This is a genomic window from Melioribacter sp. Ez-97, assembly GCF_051488665.1.
GTDB lineage: Bacteria > Bacteroidota > Ignavibacteria > Ignavibacteriales > Melioribacteraceae > Melioribacter.
This window is the reverse complement of sequence record NZ_JBPSEG010000002.1, coordinates 465,575-486,664: the sequence shown is the minus strand read 5'-3', so window position 1 is coordinate 486,664 and position 21,090 is coordinate 465,575. Positions and strand designations below refer to the sequence as shown.

Sequence of the window (21,090 nt, the reverse complement as noted above, 5' to 3'; positions counted from 1 at the left end):
CAGGTGAATAATGAAAATCATACTTAAAGATGTTACTCTATTGAATCCGGACCAAAAATTAAACGAAAAGAAAGACCTTCTTATTGAAGACGGCATTATAAGTAAAGTTGGCGGATTGAAGGAAGAGGATTACGAAAATTCGGCAGTTTATGATTTTGCGGGAAAATATTGCGTTCCCGGATTGTTCGACATGCACGTTCATTTGAGGGAGCCCGGCAGGGAAGACGAAGAGACGATAGAAACGGGCTCGAACGCAGCCGCCGCCGGCGGTTTTACTGAAATTGCGTGTATGCCGAATACTACTCCGGATATCGACAGCGCTGAGATCGTCCGTTATATCAAAGAGAAATCGAAAAACCACCTTGTGGAAGTCTATCCGGTTGCGGCAGCCACAAAGAAAAGACAGGGCGAAGCGATTTCCCCGATGTTCGAGCTTTACGAAGCCGGAGCGGTCGGATTTTCCGACGACGGAGCGGCAATTAAAACCGCGGCGGTTCTTAAAAACGCTCTCGAGTATTCGAAAATGTTCAACGTTCCGATTATCGAGCATTGCGAAGACGAAACGCTTGCCGACGGAGCAATGAACGAAGGCATAACATCCACGATACTCGGACTTCCGCCTCTGCCTTCTGTATCCGAAGATATTATTGTCATCCGGGACATTCTGATGGCTGAATATACCGGCGGTAAAGTCCATATAGCTCATATCAGCACTAAAAAAGCGGTCGAACTGGTGCGCTGGGCAAAAGAAAGAAATATCAACGTGACCGCCGAAGTTACTCCGCATCATTTTACTCTTACCGACGAATCGCTTAAAACTTATGATACGAATTTCAAGATGAGCCCTCCGTTGAGATCCGCCGAAGACGTCGAAGCGATAATTGAAGGTTTGAAAGACGGCACAATTGACTGTATTGCAAGCGACCACGCTCCGCATTCGATTGAAGAGAAAGAGATGGAATTTATTTACGCGCCGAACGGCATCCTCGGTCTAGAAACCGAATTGGGACTGGCTATAAGCGAATTGGTGCACAAGAAGCGGATTACAATGGAACAGCTTGTGGAAAAATTGTCGATTAATCCGAGAAAAATTCTCAATCTGCCCGTGCCGCAGTTCAAAGCCGGCGAAGCGGCTAATCTTACTGTAATCGATCCTGATTTAATCTGGACTGTCGATGTTTCCAAATTCAAATCGAAATCGAAAAATTCTCCGTTCGACAAAAAGCTGCTTACCGGCAAAGCCGTAGCGGTAATTAATAAACGCAAAATGTATTACGAAGATAAATTTATCGATATCTGATATCCTGTAATTTGTCCACAAGTGTCCATTTTTGAAAACAATCGAAAAGAAGGATTTCGTTAATTGAGCGAAATCCTTTTTTTTATTCTGGCATTCATATTGCATCATCCCCTTCAAAACCGGAGGATGTGATGAAAAAGATAATATTGGTTTTAGCGGCGGTAATATTCGCAGCCGGATGTCATAATATTAACGACTGGGAATACGATTCGATACCGCCGATGCCGCCCCGGAATATCAATACCATAACGGGCGATAACAGGGTGGATATCTACTGGCAGCGAAATACGGAACCCGACCTTGCCGGTTATAATGTCTATTTCAGCTATTCGTACGACGGAACTTATGAATTGATCGGCACGACTTACGACAATTATTTTGTGGATTACGGCGCGCGCAACGGAGTAACGTATTACTATGCCGTTACAGCCTTCGATTATAACAACAATGAAAGCGAACTGAGCCGCGACGTAGTTTACGACACTCCGCGTCCGGAAGGATTCGACAGGGCGTTATTCGATTTGCACGTATCGCCTTCGAATTCGGGATACGATTTCAGCGTTTATTCTGTAGTGCCGTACGACAGCGAAGGCTCCGATTTCTTCTTCGAAAAGTATGAAGGAATTTATTATTTGAACGTTTGGGAAGACACCGACATTCAGGATATGGGACCGACTTATGACATCTACGACGTTAGTTTTGCTCCGACGGGCGGATGGGTTCCGATTAACGAAGGAGAAAACATTAAGTATGTCGAAGCAATTCCCGGTCATACTTATGTAATATGGACGTGGGATAACAGATATGCGAAAGTGAGAATAAGCGCGATAACCGGCGACAGAATGATTTTCGACTGGGCTTATCAAACCGTTGAAGGAAACAGACAATTGAAAGTAAACAGGAAATCGATCGACCGAAAGAACCTTTCGATTCGGAGAAGATGACTGTAGTTTTTCACGGGCTGTAATTCCCCGGGTTTTTTAGAGAGGGCATGAAAAGCCGCGGGTAAATTATCGCCCGTGTTTTTTATTTTCTTTTGGTATATTTTGTATTGCGATTTGACTATTCACAAAATTTGGAAGACCCTTGAAGCTGCTGTTCCATACCGCAATATTATTTTTTCTGACAGTTACGGTTTTACCGCAAAACCGGGACGCCGATATAAACAGAATATTTGCCAATATCGAAGAAGGTCTTCCTACAGGCTCGATTGACCGGTTTTCGAATTATTTTGCGGATAAAACCTTTATTAGCCTTTTCAACGGCAAGAGCGGGTATTTCAGCGCAAATCAAGCGTATTACGTTTTAAAAGATTTTTTAAGCATTTACAGACCGGTTTCATTTAAAATCGATAACCTTGTGAAGGAGACGACCAATCCGTTCGCGTCGGGCTCCTTGAGAATGAGTTACCGGGGACTAAGAAAAAACGCCATGGTTTTTATATCGCTTCAGAAGTACGGCGGCGAATGGCGCATTTCACAGATAACAATTAATTGACCTTTATGAAGGGCATTTTCAAAAATTCCGATCCGAAGTGGATTTCTCTGATTATACTTCTGCTGCTGCTGATAGTCTCTGCTTTTGCAGCTCCTGTATTAATCGACCGGAAAATGTGGAGCGTCCGACTCGAAGAAAAATTAAAAGAGACCGAAATCCTTGTTGCAAACGCTATCGATAAAAAAATATCGCGCCTTGCTTCCGTAAATGAAAAAATAAAAACAAAAATTCCGCGGCTTTCAAACGACGATTCTTTTACGGAAAATTATTTCGTTTTTATTTATAAAGAAGACAGTTTGATTTACTGGAATAAAAAAGCGGATATCGAAAAACCGGAGAACGGCAGCGCGGGAAAACCCTATTTCTTTGACGAAGGACTCCGTATTTATTTGGTTTACGCCGATACGGTCGTTTATAATAACAATAGATATTTCATACAGACCGCGGAAATATTCGAACAGAAATACGATTTGTACGGAGAAGAAAGCAGGATATCTTTTTCCGATTCGCTGTCGATCGAAGCGGGCACTAATATTAAAATCGATTATAAGAATGCGGACGTATCAATAAAAGACGGCAGGTACAGGTCGTTTATATACAAATCGAACGAGGGGAAATCGCTGTGCGCAGTAATAATTGAAAATCCTTCGCTCGATAACGAAATAAATAATCTGAAGCGGACAATATCCACCGTCCAGTCTCTTTTGATTATCCTTTCCTTTTTTGCAGCCGCTCTTATTTTATACGGCTATGTCGGAAGCTCGAGCCGAATCGCGAAGTTTGCTTTCTGGACTTTGGTTATTGGAGGCGGCAGGGTAATTGTCTATCTGCTCGGAATTCCGTCGTCTTATTTTCACAACGCATTGACAGACCCCTCGAATTTTTCATCGCCTTTTGCATTCGGACTCGTAAGGTCGCCTGCGGAATTTCTGATTACCGCAATTTCCGGCGCGGCAATAATCATAATCGGTTACAAATATTTTGAGGAATATAACCGGACCAGGACGGACGTCCCTAAGAGCCGATTATCTTTTCCGGCTGCTCTTTTGGTATTTACCGCGTTGTTCCTTCTTACACTGAGAGGAGTGGGCGCATCGATACGAAGCGTTGTATTCGATTCGTCTATAAGATATTTCAGGGAGTTTAATTTAATTCCCGAACCTCATATACTTGTAATGAACCTCAATATTTTGACGCTCGGCTTTTCGGCGGTTCTCTTTTCGTATATGTTGTTGATGTGGCTCTATCGCTTTTTGCCGCAGGATCTCAAAATAAATTATTTCAAATCGTTGTCCGGTTTGTTCCTTCTTTTGCAAACAGCCGGATTTTTGTTCGATTATTTTCAGAATAATCCTCAGGGCACGCCTCAAATCAGGGTTTCTTATATTTTTCTTTTTGTGCTGGCGGGATATCCGGTACTGAAAAAAAATCCCGGACTTCCTGCGCGTTTTATGCTATACTCGCTGCTCGCGTCGGTTCTGGTTGTTAATTTGTTGACGTATTACAATTCGGAACTCGAAAGAGAATCTTTAAAGACGACGTCGCTCGAGCTCACGCGCAACGACGAAAACATCTACTCGTTCATGGTAATGCAGACGCTGACTCAATTGACTAAAGACGAGGAACTTATCAACGAATTCGGTCAAAAAGCGGATGCCAAAGCGTTCCTTGCCTGGAACAGGAGCCTGCTTTATAACGAGAATGTTCAGTCATACATCCGCTTTTATTACCCGGACGGAAATCCCGCGGGCGGTTACTTGACGGATAAAAATCTGGAATCTGTATTGCCCGGCGCCGCAATTCAAACAGATTCTCTAAAGCTGATACAGTCCCCGGGTATATTCGGCGAATCCGGAATTATAAGAGGCGTTGTTCCTTTAATTAAAAACGGCGTAAGATTCGGATATGCCGAAGCCGGGGTTATATACAATCGGGTAAATCTTGACTTTGCCTCGATGCCTGTATTTATTCTGAAAAAGCGCACTTTGATTTCGGATGTAATCGATCCAAACAGGCTGGCGGTCTTTTATTTGAACGGCGACATTTTCAAATCATCTTCGGATAAAATAAATTTCGACGGCGATTTTATTAACAGCCTCAAGGAAAAATTCGATATTAACCATAAGGAAGAGTGGGCGGTTACGACCGTCGACGGTGAGGAATACCTCTTTTACATTACCGGAATATCGGGTATGATTGTCGGAGTGGGCAAAGAAGAGAAAAATATTTCGTGGAAATTATCCGACTTTTTCAAAGTCTTCTTTATTCATGTATTTATCATCTTTATTATGATTTTGATCTTCTCCGTTTTGAATTACAAAAAAACCGTTCGACTGTTCGAGAGCTATAAAGCGCGATTGACAGCCGGCTTCCTTGTGGTTTCCGTTGTACCGCTTCTGATTACGAGCGTTTATATCAAGGATCTGGTTGAAACAAAAAACGACGAATTAATTAAGAAAAGACTCGAAGAATATTCCGAGCAGATTAAAAATTATGCGAAAAATTATCAAGGATTGATTAAAAGCGAAGTTCTCTTCGATAAAGCCGCCCTCGATTTGTCAATCGATTTTACAGTATTCAAAAAATATAAATATTTTTATTCCACGCAGCCGTATTATTATACGTCGGGTCTGATACCCGGTCCGGTTAACTATAAAGCTTATTCCGAAATTGAAAGGAAAAACAAAAATGTAATTTTTATAAGCGAAGAGTTTGAAGGAATACCGTACTCTTCGCTCTATGCTAAAATTGCGACGGACAGTGGAGACTACATAATAGAGTTAAATAATTTCTTCAACGAAATTAAATTACCGTTGTCGGACATCGAGCTCGACGTATTTATGTTCGGCATACTTTCGCTCAGTTCGATTTTGTTGGTATTGTTAAGCACGCTTCTTGCGAATCAAATATCTCAACCGATAATTAAACTGACAAATGCCACAAAGTCTTTGTCCGGCGGCGATCTCAGTATTAAAATCGAAGGGAAATATTCGGGAGAAATAGGCGAACTGACAAAAGGATTTAATATGATGGTCCGGCGTCTGAAAGAAAATCAGGAAGAACTCGCAATGATGGAAAGGGAGTCGGCATGGAAAGAAATGGCAAGGCAGGTGGCGCACGAAATTAAAAATCCTCTGACGCCTATTAAATTATCCGTTCAACAATTGATTGCAGCTTACAGAGACAAATCTCCCAAATTCGACGTTATCTTCGATAAGGTCACTAACACGGTTATCAATCAAATCGAACTGCTTACCAACATCGCTTCGGAATTTTCCAACTTTGCGCGAATGCCCAAACTCAATATTACAAAAATCGACCTTGCAAAAATTATCGAATCGGTAATCGACTTATTCCAGTCGGAAAAGATAGACATTAAATTCAATAAACCGTCCGGACAGATAATCGTCGAGGGCGACGAGCAACATTTCACCAGAACTTTTGTTAACCTGTTCCGGAATTCCGTTCAGGCAAACGCCAAAAATATTTTAGTTGAGATTAAAGAAGAAGACGATAATTATGAAATAACCGTTAAAGACGACGGCGAGGGAATTAACGAAGAATTCATAGATAAAATATTCGAAGAGAAATTTACTACGAAGAAACAGGGTATGGGATTGGGATTAAAACTTTCCCGCCGGTTCATCGAAAGCATAGGCGGCAAAATCGAATTGGCGGAAACGTCAAAACTCGGAACCGTATTCAAAATAAAATTACCTAAAGCAAACCCATGAAGAAGTTAACGCCATATCAGAACAAAGCGCTCCGGTACGATAAGGACATTTTACTGACGGCAAACGCCGGAGCGGGAAAGACTTTCGTATTTGCCAGACGGTACGTGGATATTCTTCTGAACGAATACCGCGACAACAATTTCGATATCGAAAATATTGTAGCCATAACTTTTACCGACAAAGCGGCAGGCGAGCTGCAAAAAAGAATAGCTCTCGAAATCGAAGAGAGAATAAACAACGAAACCGATTATTCCAAAAGAAAAACTATCGAATCTGTCAGAAGGCAATTGGTAAACGCCAATATTTCGACGATCCATTCCTTCTGTTTGAATATATTGCGTGAATTCGCGCCCGAAGCAAATCTCGATGCGAATTTTATTCCCATAGAACAATCCGAAGCCGAGGATCTTCTAGAAATCAGTATCGACGATACTTTGAAAAATCTGATTGAAGCGCCCGAAGAATCCGAGAACTTAAAATTCCTCGTCAGGTTCTTCGGAGGAAAACGTCAACTGGTCAACAATATTAAACAGGCTGTTTCAAACAGAAAAACAATCGAAAGTCTCCGCGAATTATACGCAAAACCCAGCGAAGAAATTCTTGAAACTCTGAAGCGGAAATACGAACGCGTGTTGAAATTAATATTGACGGAAGAACTGCCCGGATTCCTAAACGCAATTAAAACCGTCAACGAAAAAGTCCGGGAAGTAAATCCTTCGTCCGGTTTAATCTCCTCCGTGGATGTAATTGTCAATCGCGAATTGACGCTTGAAAATTTGCGCGAATTATTGACTAACTTAAAAGAGCTTAGAGATATTATCACTGTAAGCAATAATGTTAAGTTGGCAAACAGAGGTTATCTGAACAAAGAGCAGGATAAGGTTCAAAGCGAAATAAACATTATTGAAAAATTTTTCGGAGACTTTAAGGATATAATTGACGCCGAATGGAAAGACGATGCTGTTGAGAAATTAATTGAATTGGGAAGGGCGTTTATACGGGTTGCGGAAAAAGTTATCGAATCGTACAACGCAAAGAAAAAAGCCAAAGGTTACGTCGACTTCGAAGATATTTTATTGCTTACGGAAAAGGTGGTAAATCTGGAATCGGCTAAAGAATATTTAAGGACGCGCTACAAATATATTATGATTGACGAATATCAGGATACGAACGAACTGCAGTATAATATTTTCATGCCTCTGCTCGATTTTCTGAAACACGGAAATTTGTTCGTCGTCGGAGACGAAAAACAAAGTATTTATATGTTCAGGAACGCGGAACTCGAAGTATTCAATAAAACCAGAAAAGATATCGAGTCGAAAGGAGAGAGGGGAGCCGTTCTTACTCTTCCGCACAGTTTCAGATTGTCGCCACCGATAGTTTTGTTTGTAAACAAATTGTTCAAAAATCTGTTTGCGGTCGAAAGCGAAGAACTCAGAAATTTATTCAATGAAGTCTCCTACAACGAGCTGGTCTGCGCCAAGCCCGAAGATGAAAAAGGAAAGGTTGAACTGCTTATAGCAGACGGCGAAGATGTGAGCGAAGAAATGCTCGTGGCGGACAAAATTTATCAATTGCTCGAAGAAGAAAATTTAAACCCCGGCGACATCGGAATCCTTTGCAGGAAAAGAAAGCTTTTCGACAAAATAGAACGCGTATTTATTGAAAGAAACATTCCCTATTCGATCGTTGGCGGCAGGGGATTTTATCAGCAGCAAGTGGTGGGAGACGTTTTTAATTATTTGTCGTTTCTGATAAACAGCAGAAACGATGCGGCTCTGGTCGGAATTTTACGTTCGCCTTTCTATACGATTTCGGATTCGGAACTTCTCGAAATATCGACGGCGGAAGGCTCTACGTTTTTTGAAAAGCTGATAAACAGTTCGAAGGCAGAAGAAAAATATAAAAAGACGGCGGAACTGTTGTCGGAACATATCAAACTCGCAACTTATGAAAAACCGTATGCGCTTATCAGGAGAATACTGCTCGATACAGGCTACTGGGCTGTTATCTCTTCCAAACGGGACGCGGAACAACAACTGGCTAACATGAATAAACTGCTTGCTATAGCCAGGAACTTCACTATTAAAAATTTTGCCAATCTTTATGATTTCAGAGAAGCTCTGCGGGACTATATCGAAAATTATGTGGACGAAAGCCAGGCTGCTGTTTCGAAAAATCAAAATGCGGTTAATTTGCTTACAATCCATCAGGCAAAGGGACTCGAATATAAAGCCGTTTTTCTTTTCGGCGCTAACGAAACAAGCGGCGGATACGCCGGACTCGGTTTGGACAAACATTTCGGCGTTATTTCAAAAGTGTATCCTGACAATGATTTCACGCAGGAAAAGGAACCGAATCCGATCGAAGCGATCTACAAATTTATAACCGGCAAGAAAGAACAGGCGGAAATGAAAAGATTGTTTTATGTGGCGCTTACTAGAGCGGAAAATTATCTTTTTATTACGTCCGGAAAAAATGACCCCGGAAAAAATAGTTTTATGGAACTTCTGTTCCGGGGACTCCGGATTAAAAATTTGAAAAACTTCGATGAAGAATTAAGCGGCGATGTTAAATTTATGAATGTGAATTCCGGAGACAACAGGGTTTATGAAAAAAAAATGGAAATTACCGTTCCTGTTCGAAGGGAACTGTCTTACCCCGATAAATTTTACGAAAAGCCGGAAGACAATAAAGAAATTAAGAAATCCTTGATAGGCGAAATAGAGGACGAACCGGAGAAGGAAATTATTTCCGCTACTAAAATTGCCATCTTTAATCAGTGCCCCGTTAAGTATCAATTGATTTATGAACTCGGTTATTCTCTCGCTTTTGAAATTGTAAAACAAAAGGAATTCGATTACGATTTCAAAGATAGAGAAGACGAAGAACTGTCGGGTTATGCAGACGTTAAAGGTAGAATAATTCATTCCATACTCGAAAAAGAAACGGAGTATAAAGACGTCGAAAAAGCCGTATCGGATTTATTAAAGAAGGAAATTTCTTCCGGCTCAGCGGAAGGAATCAAAAAAAATATACTAACCGACCTGGAAAAATATTACGCTTCGAATACTTATAAGGGATTAAAGAAATTCAAAACGTATTTCAACGAAGCTGAGTTTTACGCGCAGGAAGGGAAAAATTATCTCTACGGTATAATAGACAAATTGATAATCGACAAAGACAAAATGACGATAGTCGATTATAAAACCGATAACGTCGGAGAGGCGGACGTTTACTCCAAAGCGGAAAATTATTTGCCTCAGTTGAAATTTTATGCTTATATTCTCGGTAAAGTATACCCAAAGGCAGAGCGTTTTACCATAAGGCTTGTATTTATCAAACATCCCGACATACAGGTAACAGAAGAATTAACCAAAGAAGAAGTAGAAAAATTCGGAGACGTAATAAGGAGCACAATCGAAAAGATAACCAAAGCCGAATATCAACCGAATTTGAATCACTGCAAAAAATGTCATTACGCTCTCAAAGGTGGAAAATGTATAAAATCCTTTTCGCTGTCTTAATAACGGTCTGGCTGGCGGGATGTTCAGCCGGCGAATTCCCGCTGTACGAATTGCCGCCCGACTGGAAGGAAGATTCCGTAAGAATAAAAACAATCGACAGATATTTCGAATTTCTCGAGGGAAGGAAAATATTTATTGATCCCGGACACGGCGGCGAAGACAGAAGAAACAAAAGCCGGGACGGAAAAATTATCGAGGCGGACGTTAATCTGAAAGTAGCTCTTTATCTCAAAGAATATCTTGAAATGGCGGGCGCGCAGGTATTTATGTCGAGAACAGAAGATATAACGGTGCCTCTGCGGCGCAGACCTGAAATGGCGGATTCGGTTGGGGCTGAATTGTTCGTCAGCATTCATCACAATGCCTCTTCAAAAGAAGAAGACAACTACACAAATTATACATCCACATTTTACCATGCGCGACCCGGATATTACGAATATGAACCGTGCAACAACGATCTGGCAAAATATATCCAGCGGGATTTGTCGTATGTGATGGGGAATCCGGGCGGGCTCGGCTCTTTCGACGGCACTTATTCGGATTATATAATTTATCCGGGCGAAGGCTTTTATGTTCTGCGCAATTCAAAAATTCCCGCTGTACTTGTCGAATGCGGCTTTCACACAAGCAGACTCGAAGTTCTGAGATTAAACGACGATACGTTCAATAAAATACAGGCGTGGGGCGTCTTCCGCGGCATAGCAAAATATTTTATGGCAGGAATCCCCCGGATTACTTTCCTGCCCGAGAGTTTGAATTATGAAAACGATACCGTTACGGTTTCTTTTAAGCTGTCGGATAAATACGGAATCGATATAGATGAGACCGAGGTTTATTTGAATAAAACTAAGAAAAATTTTTATTACGACACACTGAACAACGTATTAACAATAAAGGAACGAACGGAGCCTTGCGGCGAAATTCCCTTGAGAATTATTACAGCAAATAAAAGAGGCAACCATTCGTTCCCTTACCGTAAAAAGATAGTTATCTATTGCGGCGAAAAGAAATATCTGTTTTTCAGCGACTGACGGCGGCTTTCTTTGCGTCGATTCTTTCGGTTACAATTTTAAATGCAAACAAAGCAATCGCAGCAACCAGTCCTATTGCCACAAAATAATACCAGATTACGTGAGCGTCCTGATAATAGATTGCTTTTTCGGCTGCGCTTAAGCCTGCAGGAAGAGTATTCGGATCGGGGCAGTAAGCGTCCAGAAGAAAACCCGACATTATAAATCCTGCCAAAGCAGACAAAAACGAATGCAAATGGCTGAATCCGAGATAAACCCCTTCTTCTCCCTTGGGAGCTTGAAGGGAAAAGTATTCCAAAAATCTGGGCGAGATGAAGCATTCGGCAAGTCCTTGAATCGCAATTCCGATTATCATCATTACCGTCAGAGGATGCAAAGTAAAAAAACCCAGAATCGAAACGGAAGACCCCGTAATCCCTTCCAGCCATTGACTGCCCGACATCGCCAGGGCGGAAAAGGGCATCAAAAGCATTCCGACCAGCATCGACGTTACGGCTTTCTGTTTTTTCATTAGATTTGTAACGAGCACTACGAACAACACGACGACGGCGGGATTTACGTTTGCCAGCCATTCCGGCCGCGCGTCTTCGCCCAACAGACGGATGACATACTTCGGCATCGTAGCGTACAGCTGGTGCTGAATAGTCCAGAATCCGCTGATTATTAATATCAATAATAATAACCTTGGGGATGTCATAATCTTTTTTAACGAGTTTACTACGTCTTCGATTGTCTTTGTCGTATACGAATTATCGTTTTGATTATAAAAGAAGATGGCGAAGAGCATTGCCAGGAATGCCATTCCCGCAGAGAAGAAATTCACGTACTCGAGTCCGATACCCTGTCTTACATACGGCACAAAAGTTTTGCCGCTGAAGGCTCCGATATTTACGATCCAATAGAAAAGCGCGTAACCGCGCGCCCTGTTATCTTCCGTGGTCGTTTTTGCTACCGTTCCTGTTATCAGAGGTTTGATGAACGAACCGCCTACCAGCACGATGAATAGAAAAAAGATCACGGGAATTTTTTCGTGAAATACTCCTAAAAAAAAGTATCCGGTTGTAAGGAGAGCGAATGCGAGTATTAAACCTTTCTTAAAACCGATTTTGTCGGATATAGCGCCGACGAAAGGAGGCAGAAAATAGAGCAATGCATAAAATACTCCCGCCACTATTCCCGTTTCGGTGTCGGTAAAACCTACTATGTCTGTAAGGTAGAGTGTAAGAACTATGAAAAAGCCGTAATAAGCTGCGCGTTCGCATAATTCCATAAAGTTGGCAAGCCAGAATTCTTTTGGAAATTTCCAGTCTTGACCGGAAGCGACTTTCTTGGTTTCTTTTTCCATCAGTAATCCTCAAATGATTATAAGAAAATGCCTAAGTTATGGAATTCGAAATTTATTTGAAAACTAAATGCGACAATGTTGGCTTTTTTTGTCGGAAGTCAATCTAATTTGCGGTTTTTCAAACGGAGCGAGTTGGAAACGACCGAAACGGAGCTGAAGGACATTGCCAGAGCGGCTATCATCGGGTTTAACATGCCGAATGCAGCCAGAGGAATTAATGCCGTATTGTAAATAAACGCCCAGAAAAGATTTTGTTTAATTGTTCTGATCGTAGCCCGGGACAGATTTATCGCATTAATAACGCCTGTTAATTTTCCGCCCGTAAGCGTAATTTGAGCCGCTTCAATAGCAATATCGGCGCCGGTGCCGATTGCAATGCTTAAATCCGCCTGAGCTAGCGCGGGAGCGTCGTTAATTCCGTCTCCTACCATAGCGACAATTTTGTCTTCGCCGCTGCTTTGATATCTTTTTACAGTCTCCACTTTTTGATCCGGCAATACTTCGGCATTGATTTCGTCGAATCCTGCCTTTGCTCCGATATTTTCAGCCGTTGCTCTGTTGTCGCCTGTTAGCAGAACGGTCTTAATATTCATTTTTTTCAGACGGGTTATAACTTCGGGAGCTTCCGGCTTAATCTTGTCTTCGATTATAATAAATCCCGCAAGCTTACCTTCGATGGCTGCGCATATAACGGTGTTTCCTTTGGCGGAAATATCATTAAAGATTTTTTCTGCTTCTGCCGTAGCTGCCGAATATTCTTTCATCAGACTGAAATTTCCCGCTATTACAGTTTTGTTATTAACTATCCCCGTTATTCCGAATCCCGTTAAACTTTGGAAAGTCTTCGGCTCAAACAGATTCCGGTTTCGAGAATAATCCGTTATCGCTTTTGCCAGCGGATGTTCCGATTTTTTTTCGAGCGAAGCAGTGTAAATCAGTAATTCGTCTTTGTCGAAATTATTCAAAGTAATAACATCTTTTACCGACGGTTTGCCTTCCGTAATCGTGCCTGTTTTGTCGAATATCATTACTGATATTTTGTGTGCGAGTTCTATGCTTTCGCTGTCTTTGATTAAAATGCCGTTGGAGGCGCCTTTGCCGAGTCCGACAATAATAGCAGTCGGAGTAGCCAGTCCGAGCGCGCAGGGACAGGCAACTATTAAAACCGCGACGAAATTAATTAACGCCCGGCTGATCGAATGATCTGCCGAAAAAATATACCAGCCCAGAAAAGTAATTACAGCCGCAATAATAACCGCGGGCACAAAAACTGCGGCAATCTTGTCGACAAGTTTTTGTATCGGCGGTTTGCTTGCCTGTGCGTTCTCCACAAGTTGAATAATTTGTCCCAGTACGCTTTGTTCTCCCGTTCGGGTAACTTTGAAATTGAACGTTCCGTATTTGTTGATTGTGCCTCCGACAACCTTCGATCCTGCAGTTTTTTCAACCGGAATGCTTTCGCCGGTAAGCATCGATTCGTCGACAGAAGATGCTCCGCTTACAATAACCCCGTCGGCGGGGATTTTTTCACCTGGTCGGATGACAACTATGTCGCCCGGTTTCAAATCGGAAATATTGATTTCCTGTTCCTGTCCGTCAATTAATATTCTTGCGGTTTTAGGCTGCAGCTCGAGCAATTTACGCACAGCCGTATTGGTTTTCCGTTTTGAAGAATGTTCGAGCAATTTGCCCATTAATATCAAAGTAATAATAACGACCGACGTGTCGAAGTAGACATGCGGCTGAGCGTCGAACAATTCGGGGAATAATATAGCAATCGTACTGTAACCGTATGCGGCGCCCGTGCCGATTGCAACGAGCGAATTCATATCGAATGCAAAATGCTTCAGATTATTCCAGAACGAAGTATAAAATCGTTTGCCCGAAATAAAAATTACGGGAGTCGTCAGCAGAAAAAGCGTCTTCTCGGTTTGTATTTTGGTCAGCGGAAATAACTTTTGAAAGAATTCGTATCCCATTAACATGCTTATTATGAAAATGGGGACGGTAAAAGCGAGCGCAAAGTAGAATTCCTTTTTGAGTTCGGTGTAATATCCGTCGCTTTCCTCTTCTTTGGAACTTTCCTCTTTGTTTTTGAGGACGTCCGTTCGCAATTGGTAGCCGTATTCTTTGACGGCTTCGGCAATTTTGTTTAAATCGACGTCTTTCTCGGTTTCAAACGCAACGGTTTCGGTGGCAAGATTAACGTTGACATTTTTAACGCCGTCGAATTTCCCTATTATCTTTTCCACTCGCGCAACGCAGCTTGCGCACGTCATCCCTTCAACGGGGAGTTTATAATTTTTCATTTCAGTTTTCAACCACTTTATATCCGGCTTCTTCGATTGCGCGTTTAATTTGTTCTTCGGTAACTTTTGATTCGTCGTATTGAACTTTGGCTTTCCCGATTTCTACATCCGCCGATTCCAGAGCGAGAGAAGAGAGTTCTTTTTTGACCGCCATTACGCAATGCTGGCAGCTCATTCCTTCGATCTTAAATTCTTTGTTCTGCATAAGTCCTCCGTTTTTAAAATTCAATAACGCTTTTGAATAAAAATTTGTTCTTAATGGAAGTTAGATAAATAAAAATTCGGACGGATTCAACTATTTCTTTCCTTTTGATTTTAAGTCCCTGATAATTTCGATGCGGGGATTGGCGCTCTTTTTTTCCTGGGTGCCCGAATTGGTAACTACGGGTTTGTAGAATTTTTCTTCTTTCGGTTCGGGGTCAATCTTGGGCTTTTGCGGGGGAGTCTTTGGAACCGCGCTCTTTTTAACTACTGGCGTATTTGTCTTTTGAGTTTGTCCGTTAATGCTTTTTCTGTTCTTGACATACGATATGCCGATGCTTAAAAGGAAGAGAAACAATACTACCAGGAGTATCTTGTATATAATAGGTATCAATTCCATAACCTAAAATATACAAATTACTCCATAAATTAAAGCAAGCCGGAATTAATCCGCATAATTATTAAAGAATACGTTATTATAAGAAGCGCTTACGTCAGTATACTTTTCGTTGATTATCTCGATCCGTTTTTTTCCGGACGTAATCTGATGACGACGATGGGAGCTCGACCGCCTTTGCGGCTTCTTTGTTTCGACGGGACGGATTTCGCCGCGCGGTTTTTCATAATATTGATAATACGGTTTTACTGTCGCCGGCTTCGGATAGCTGTACTGGTTCTGGATTAATTTATTTCTTTCTTCGACGATTGCGGGATTTTCTTGTTTCCTCAGTTTGAAGGTGATATAAGAGACCAGAAGAACCAGCACCATCAAACTGAAAAAGAAAATCAAGCTTGTATATATAATTGGCAACAGTGTCATTTCGAACTCCTTTCGATCTCCGTTAATGTTTATTACTACTTTATCAATTCCTGTGCCATGCGAAAACGGAGCAAAAATTAGCTTTTTTAGGGAAAAATCAGACTTAAATTTAGATTCGTGTATCAATATGAAACAAACTTTGGATTTGATATATCTGTAAGTCATTTTATAATTGGAATTTATCGGAATATTTAATATTTTTCCGTGCTATAAAATTTAAAATAGCGTAAAAGGTGCCGAGATGACTAAAGCAGACATTGTAGAACGGGTTGCAAACGGAACTGGATTGACTAAGCTTGAAACCGAAGCAATTATTGAAGGTTTTCTAAATACTGTTATTCAGGCGCTTCAGGAAGGTAACGGTATTGAAATAAGAGGATTTGGAAGTTACAAGGTTAAAAAGAAAAAAGCCCGTTACGCTCGTAATCCGAGAACGGGCGAACAGGTATTCGTAGACGAACATTATGTGCCGGTATTCAAATTCTCGAAAGATTTTAAGGAAGCTGTCGACAGAGGAATGAAAGAAAAAGAGAAAGCCGGTTCTAATGAGTAACGAAACAAAAAATTGCATCGTATGCGGAGAAAAGCTCGAAAAAGAATTCGTCTATTGTCCATACTGCGGCGCCAAAGCGGGGAAAACTAAAAAAGAAAAAAATCCGGAAAGTAATTCCCCCGGAGAAAAAGAACTTAGTTTTAATAAGATTTTATATATTGTTCTTTTACTGATTGTTGCAGGCGGAGTTATTCTTTATTATTCCGGTGTATTCGACGAGCCGGAGGTCGCTCAAAATACCGCCCAGAGTTTTGAGGACGTTCATAAAGGCGTAGACTTGTCGAATCTTCAACAAATCAACGCCCTTGAAAATGAACTCAAAACAAATCCGGCGGATAAAGAAAAAATTCTTACTCTGGCTCATATGCTGAACGATTCGGGATTTAAACAAAAAGCAATCGACAGGTACAAAGAATATCTTAAGCTCGATCCTTCTAATCCTGACGTGCTGGTGGATATGGGCGTTTGTTATTATGACCTGCAAAATTATCCCGAAGCCGAGAAATGGATGAAAGAAGCTCTCAAGTACGATCCGAAGCATCAGATTGCGCATCTCAATCTGGGAATCGTTAGTTTGACTTCGGGCAAACACGACGAAGCGGTCGAGTGGTGGAGAAAAGCCGTCGAAATTAATCCGAACAACAATATCGGTAAAAGAGCTCAGGAATTGATTAATTCACATTAAAAAGGAGAAAATAAATGCCCTGCGGTAGAAAGAGAAAACGTCATAAAATGGCGACGCACAAGCGTAAAAAAAGACTTCGTAAGAATCGTCATAAAAAGAAATTAAGATAAGATTTATATAAGTTAAAAAATAAGCCATCTTAGCTCAGTTGGTAGAGCAGCGCATTCGTAATGCGCGGGTCGGGGGTTCAAGTCCCCCAGATGGCTCAAGTTTTTTCCTTCCGATATTTCTATTCATTCTCCTCAACAATTAATTTTTACCCCGGAATATCCGCATCACACGAATGCGGATATTTTTATTTTTTTTGGAAAAATGTCTTGACAATCCCATATAAAAACAGTTATTTTGCACCCAAGTGGTAAAAAGTGTGTAAAAGTGGAGAAATATGTTTATAGGTAGCTTCACATATTCGATGGATGCCAAAGGGAGGGTGAGTATACCGTCCAAGTTCAGGAAGTATATCAACGAAGCTGCCAACGAGACGTTTGTGATGACAAGAGGAATCGTACAATGCATCGATTTGTATCCGCTCGACTTATGGCGCGAAGAAGTGCTACCGCGTATCAATCAACTTGACGATTTCGACCCGGAAGAATCGATATTCAAAAGGCTTTTGTTCGAGTATGCCTCGGAAGACAAACTCGACTCGCAATCGCGGCTGCTTATTCCGAAAAAGCTGATCGAGTTTGCCGAAATCGAAAAGGATGTGCTTATTCTGGGACAAAACAAGAAAATCGAAATCTGGAACCCCGCAGTTTACGAAGCGCATAAGAAAGAAAATACATTATCGTTTGCCGAAATTGCAAAACAGGTAATGTCGAATAAGAAAAAATGAGTCGACACGAACCGGTTCTCCTGAAGGAGAGCGTGGAGTTATTGGTATGGAACAAAGACGGCGCTTACTTTGAAGGTACGGCAGGCTACGGCGGACACGCAGGGGAAATTTTGAATTCTTTGAGCGACAGGGGAAAGCTCGTTGCTACGGATAAAGATTTTGAAGCGTTCAACTATTGCAAAAATTTTTTTAAAAACGAATCCAGATATATCGTCTATAATACGTCTTTTACGAATATAGACGTTATCGCAAAAATCGAGTTCATTGAAATGTTTGACGGCATCTTTTTAGATCTCGGGGTATCTTCTCTGCAACTCGACGATCCTGAAAAAGGTTTTACTTTCAGAGAGGATTCGCCCCTTGATCTGAGGATGAATAAGTCGGAAGGCATTACTGCGGCCGAGCTGTTGAATAACGCTTCGGAAGAAGAATTGGCGGATATTATTTTCAAATACGGCGAAGAAAAAAAATCGAGACAGATTGCCAGGAAAATTGCGGAATACAGGAAGACCAATAAATTTGAAACATCAAACCAGTTAAAAAACATAATTGCCGAATTGACGCCGCCCAAATTTCTCAATAAATCCCTTGCGCGCGTATTTCAGGCTCTCCGGATTTATGTTAACAACGAACTGGAAGAACTCGAAATTTTTCTCGACAAGTCGATCGACTTGCTCAATAAAGGGGGCAGAATAGTAATAATTACTTTCCATTCGCTCGAGGACAGAATTGTAAAAGAAAAGTTTAAATATGAAACCCTCGAGTGCGTATGTCCGCCTCAAAGCCCGATTTGCGTCTGCGGTAAAGAAGCACGACTCAAATTGGTCAATACAAAACCGATTGCGCCGGCAGAAGAAGAAATTGCAAAAAACCGTCGCGCAAGAAGCGCAAAATTAAGAGCTGCCGAGAGGATTTAATATGAGCAGATCGTCTACAATACGTTTCATCTTTATAGTATTTGTTTTTGCATTTTTGATTTTTCTGCACGTCGCTACGGTCAACGAAATCAAAAATATGACGCGCGAAAAAATTACCAAGACCGAATTGCTCAACGAAAAACTGAACCGTATCGAAATGAATACGGTCGAAATACAAAAATTAAGTTCGGAAGAAAGGATTGTAAAAATTGCTAAAGACACTCTCGGAATGTTAAGCCCTATTGAAAATCTAAACACAATACGTGTGGATAAATATCAAATAGAACAGCTCGAAAAAATATTGCAAGAAAAATATGATTAATTCGAGAGCTTTGATTATAACCGGATTTGTTTTCCTCTTTTTTCTGCTTTTGCTGGCTAAACTTTTTTCGATACAAATACTTAAAAACGAGTACTATACTTTAATCGCCGAACGCCAGCAGAACAAACCCAGAATAATCAAGGCCGAAAGAGGAGTTATTAAAGACAGTAACGGCGAAGTCTTATCGTTTACGCGGGACAACGTATCGTTCTTCGTCGATACCAGGATGATGAATGAATCCAAAATAGACACAATATCGAAAGCGTTTTCGAAAACGTTAGGCAAACCGGTTTCTTATTATAAAAGAATTATACGCAACGGCAAGCGCAACGTTTGTATCGCAAAAAAAGTGCCTATGTCCAAAGCGTTCGAACTCAAGAAACTGATTATAGACGGTTTCTTTTACGAAGAAGATTTTACGCGCGTCTACCCGTACGGAAATCTTGCGGCTCATCTTATCGGTTATGTCAACAGGGAATTGAAAGGCGTCGAAGGCATCGAAAAAGTTTATGACGACATTCTTACCGGAAAGGACGGCAGATATCTTTTCGAAAGAGACGTTTTGGGTAAAATAATTTCGGTGGACGAAAAACATTCCGTCCCGCCCTCGCCCGGAAATAATGTGGTTCTTACAATAAATAAAACTTATCAAAAAATTTTACAGGAAGAGCTAATTGCCGGCATTAAAAAATACAACGGCAATTCGGGCGTGGGTATTATAATGAATCCGAACAACGGCGCCATACTTGCTCTGGCAAACATACCGGACTTCGATCCTGCAAATTACAATCTTTTTACCGACTCCGAAAGGAGAAACCGGGCGCTTACGGACACTTACGAACCCGGTTCGACGATAAAACCGTTTATACTTTCGATATTGTTTAATGAAAAGCTTGCTGACGAAAACGAGCCTATCGACGTGGAAGGCGGAAAAATTACTTTCTACAGAACCAGAATTACCGACACTCATCCTCACGATATTCTCACAGTGCGGGAAGTGCTCGAACAGTCGAGTAATGTTGGAATGGCTAAGTTATCTACCCGCATACCGGACGAACTGTTTTACAGGTATTTGAGAAATTTCGGCTTTGGCAATCCGACTTACATCGAAATCTCCGGCGAAGCCGAAGGCTATTTGAAAAAACCGAAGAACTTTTCAAAGCTCTCAAAAGCTTTTATGTCGTTCGGATATGAATTTTCGGTAACTCCTTTGCAAATGATAACGGCGTTCAGCGCGCTTATTAACGGCGGAATTTTATACAAACCTTATGTGGTTGAAAAGATTACGAATTCAAACGGCGAAGTTATCAGCGCTTCCGAACCGAAAAAGATCAGAAGAGTGATTGATAAAGTAGTATCGGATAAAATACGGGAAATGATGATAGGCGTTGTTGAAAACGGCACCGCTACGGCGGCTCAACTCGATTACGTCTATGCGGGCGGCAAAACTGGCACGTCGCAAAAATTGGTCGACGGAAAGTACGTTAAAGGCAAGTACAATTCTTCGTTCATCGGATATTTGCCCGCTGATAATCCTCAGATTGTATGCCTGATTTTAATCGACTCGCCGGAGATTGCCAGATACGGCGGCTTGGTTGCCGCGCCTGTATTTAAGAATGTAGCCAATCGGCTCCTTGAGTATGATTTGAATCTGGCTCCGGTTAGAAAGAAAATAGTCAGAAAAAAGAAATTGATTGATAAACTGATTGCGGAAGATATCAACGCCAAAGAAAATAATTATGATAAGTTCTTTAATCCGACAAACGAAAAAAAGATACTTCCCGAAAAACCGGCTAATAAGAACATTCAAAAAGGCGTTATGCCCGATTTGAGAAATATGAATTTACGGGATGCAATTGTGATCTTAAACGAACTCGGCGTCAAATATAAAATTAGCGGAAGCGGAAAAGTTGTGTCGCAAAGCATCGAACCCGGTGCCAAAATTACCGCCGGAGCGGTTTGCAATGTTAAATGTCAATTGAATATCAATAAGAAAGTATTGAATCTCAACTGA

General features: G+C 41.3%; 17 protein-coding genes and 1 tRNA gene. 13 read left to right on the top strand and 5 right to left on the bottom strand.

What is annotated here, in order from left to right; all coding sequences use genetic code 11:
- The first annotated feature begins 10 nt into the window (after window positions 1-10).
- The 6 genes from ACSSWA_RS04580 to ACSSWA_RS04555 all read left to right on the top strand — a co-directional run bounded on the left by ACSSWA_RS04580 (window position 11) and on the right by ACSSWA_RS04555 (window position 11,089).
- Window positions 11-1,300 (top strand): dihydroorotase, encoded by a 1,290-nt coding sequence (locus ACSSWA_RS04580; RefSeq protein ID WP_437355384.1) that lies wholly within the window; start codon window positions 11-13, stop codon window positions 1,298-1,300.
- A 131-nt stretch (window positions 1,301-1,431) separates the two neighbouring features.
- A complete protein-coding gene (locus tag ACSSWA_RS04575; RefSeq protein WP_437355383.1) occupies window positions 1,432-2,244 on the top strand; it encodes a hypothetical protein in 813 nt (270 codons plus the stop codon).
- Between the two features lie 142 nt (window positions 2,245-2,386).
- A complete protein-coding gene (locus ACSSWA_RS04570; protein WP_437355382.1) occupies window positions 2,387-2,797 on the top strand; it encodes a DUF4783 domain-containing protein in 411 nt (136 codons plus the stop codon).
- Window positions 2,798-2,802: 5 nt separating this feature from the next.
- Window positions 2,803-6,531: an ATP-binding protein gene (locus ACSSWA_RS04565; RefSeq protein WP_437355381.1), complete on the top strand. Its 3,729-nt coding sequence runs from the start codon at window positions 2,803-2,805 to the stop codon at window positions 6,529-6,531.
- Window positions 6,528-10,058: a UvrD-helicase domain-containing protein gene (locus ACSSWA_RS04560; RefSeq protein ID WP_437355380.1), complete on the top strand. Its 3,531-nt coding sequence runs from the start codon at window positions 6,528-6,530 to the stop codon at window positions 10,056-10,058. The genes ACSSWA_RS04565 and ACSSWA_RS04560 overlap by 4 nt, the downstream gene beginning before the upstream one ends.
- Window positions 10,031-11,089, top strand: coding sequence for an N-acetylmuramoyl-L-alanine amidase family protein (locus ACSSWA_RS04555; protein WP_437355379.1), 1,059 nt, complete (start codon window positions 10,031-10,033; stop codon window positions 11,087-11,089). Before ACSSWA_RS04560 ends, ACSSWA_RS04555 begins: the two co-directional genes overlap by 28 nt.
- On the opposite strand, the gene ACSSWA_RS04550 is transcribed toward ACSSWA_RS04555, so the two are convergent.
- From ACSSWA_RS04550 to ACSSWA_RS04530, 5 genes are all read right to left on the bottom strand, one after another.
- Window positions 11,079-12,434 (bottom strand): MFS transporter, encoded by a 1,356-nt coding sequence (locus ACSSWA_RS04550; RefSeq protein WP_437355378.1) that lies wholly within the window; start codon window positions 12,432-12,434, stop codon window positions 11,079-11,081. The two genes, ACSSWA_RS04555 and ACSSWA_RS04550, sit on opposite strands and share 11 nt — an antisense overlap.
- A gap of 98 nt (window positions 12,435-12,532) precedes the next feature.
- A complete protein-coding gene (locus ACSSWA_RS04545) occupies window positions 12,533-14,743 on the bottom strand; it encodes a heavy metal translocating P-type ATPase (RefSeq protein WP_437355377.1) in 2,211 nt (736 codons plus the stop codon).
- Window position 14,744: 1 nt separating this feature from the next.
- Window positions 14,745-14,948, bottom strand: coding sequence for a heavy-metal-associated domain-containing protein (locus ACSSWA_RS04540; protein WP_437355376.1), 204 nt, complete (start codon window positions 14,946-14,948; stop codon window positions 14,745-14,747).
- Window positions 14,949-15,038: 90 nt separating this feature from the next.
- On the bottom strand, window positions 15,039-15,338 hold the full coding sequence (locus ACSSWA_RS04535; protein ID WP_437355375.1) for a hypothetical protein: 300 nt from the start codon (window positions 15,336-15,338) through the stop codon (window positions 15,039-15,041).
- A gap of 51 nt (window positions 15,339-15,389) precedes the next feature.
- A complete protein-coding gene (locus tag ACSSWA_RS04530; protein ID WP_437355374.1) occupies window positions 15,390-15,764 on the bottom strand; it encodes a hypothetical protein in 375 nt (124 codons plus the stop codon).
- A gap of 241 nt (window positions 15,765-16,005) precedes the next feature.
- On the opposite strand from ACSSWA_RS04530, the gene ACSSWA_RS04525 reads away from it, so the two are divergent.
- From ACSSWA_RS04525 to ACSSWA_RS04495, 7 genes are all read left to right on the top strand, one after another.
- Window positions 16,006-16,317 carry an HU family DNA-binding protein gene (locus ACSSWA_RS04525; protein ID WP_437355373.1) on the top strand — a complete coding sequence of 104 codons (312 nt, stop codon included), beginning with the start codon at window positions 16,006-16,008 and terminating at the stop codon, window positions 16,315-16,317.
- The gene (locus tag ACSSWA_RS04520) at window positions 16,310-17,002 is read left to right on the top strand and encodes a tetratricopeptide repeat protein (RefSeq protein WP_437355372.1); all 693 of its coding nucleotides are present in this window, start codon (window positions 16,310-16,312) and stop codon (window positions 17,000-17,002) included. The genes ACSSWA_RS04525 and ACSSWA_RS04520 overlap by 8 nt, the downstream gene beginning before the upstream one ends.
- 133 nt (window positions 17,003-17,135) lie before the next feature.
- A tRNA-Thr gene (locus ACSSWA_RS04515) sits at window positions 17,136-17,208 on the top strand.
- Window positions 17,209-17,387: 179 nt separating this feature from the next.
- Window positions 17,388-17,837 carry a division/cell wall cluster transcriptional repressor MraZ gene (gene mraZ / locus ACSSWA_RS04510; protein WP_437355371.1) on the top strand — a complete coding sequence of 150 codons (450 nt, stop codon included), beginning with the start codon at window positions 17,388-17,390 and terminating at the stop codon, window positions 17,835-17,837.
- Window positions 17,834-18,754: a 16S rRNA (cytosine(1402)-N(4))-methyltransferase RsmH gene (gene rsmH / locus ACSSWA_RS04505; RefSeq protein WP_437355370.1), complete on the top strand. Its 921-nt coding sequence runs from the start codon at window positions 17,834-17,836 to the stop codon at window positions 18,752-18,754. Before mraZ ends, rsmH begins: the two co-directional genes overlap by 4 nt.
- 1 nt (window position 18,755) lies before the next feature.
- A complete protein-coding gene (locus tag ACSSWA_RS04500; RefSeq protein ID WP_437355369.1) occupies window positions 18,756-19,076 on the top strand; it encodes a septum formation initiator family protein in 321 nt (106 codons plus the stop codon).
- Window positions 19,069-21,090: a penicillin-binding protein gene (locus ACSSWA_RS04495; protein ID WP_437355368.1), complete on the top strand. Its 2,022-nt coding sequence runs from the start codon at window positions 19,069-19,071 to the stop codon at window positions 21,088-21,090. The genes ACSSWA_RS04500 and ACSSWA_RS04495 overlap by 8 nt, the downstream gene beginning before the upstream one ends.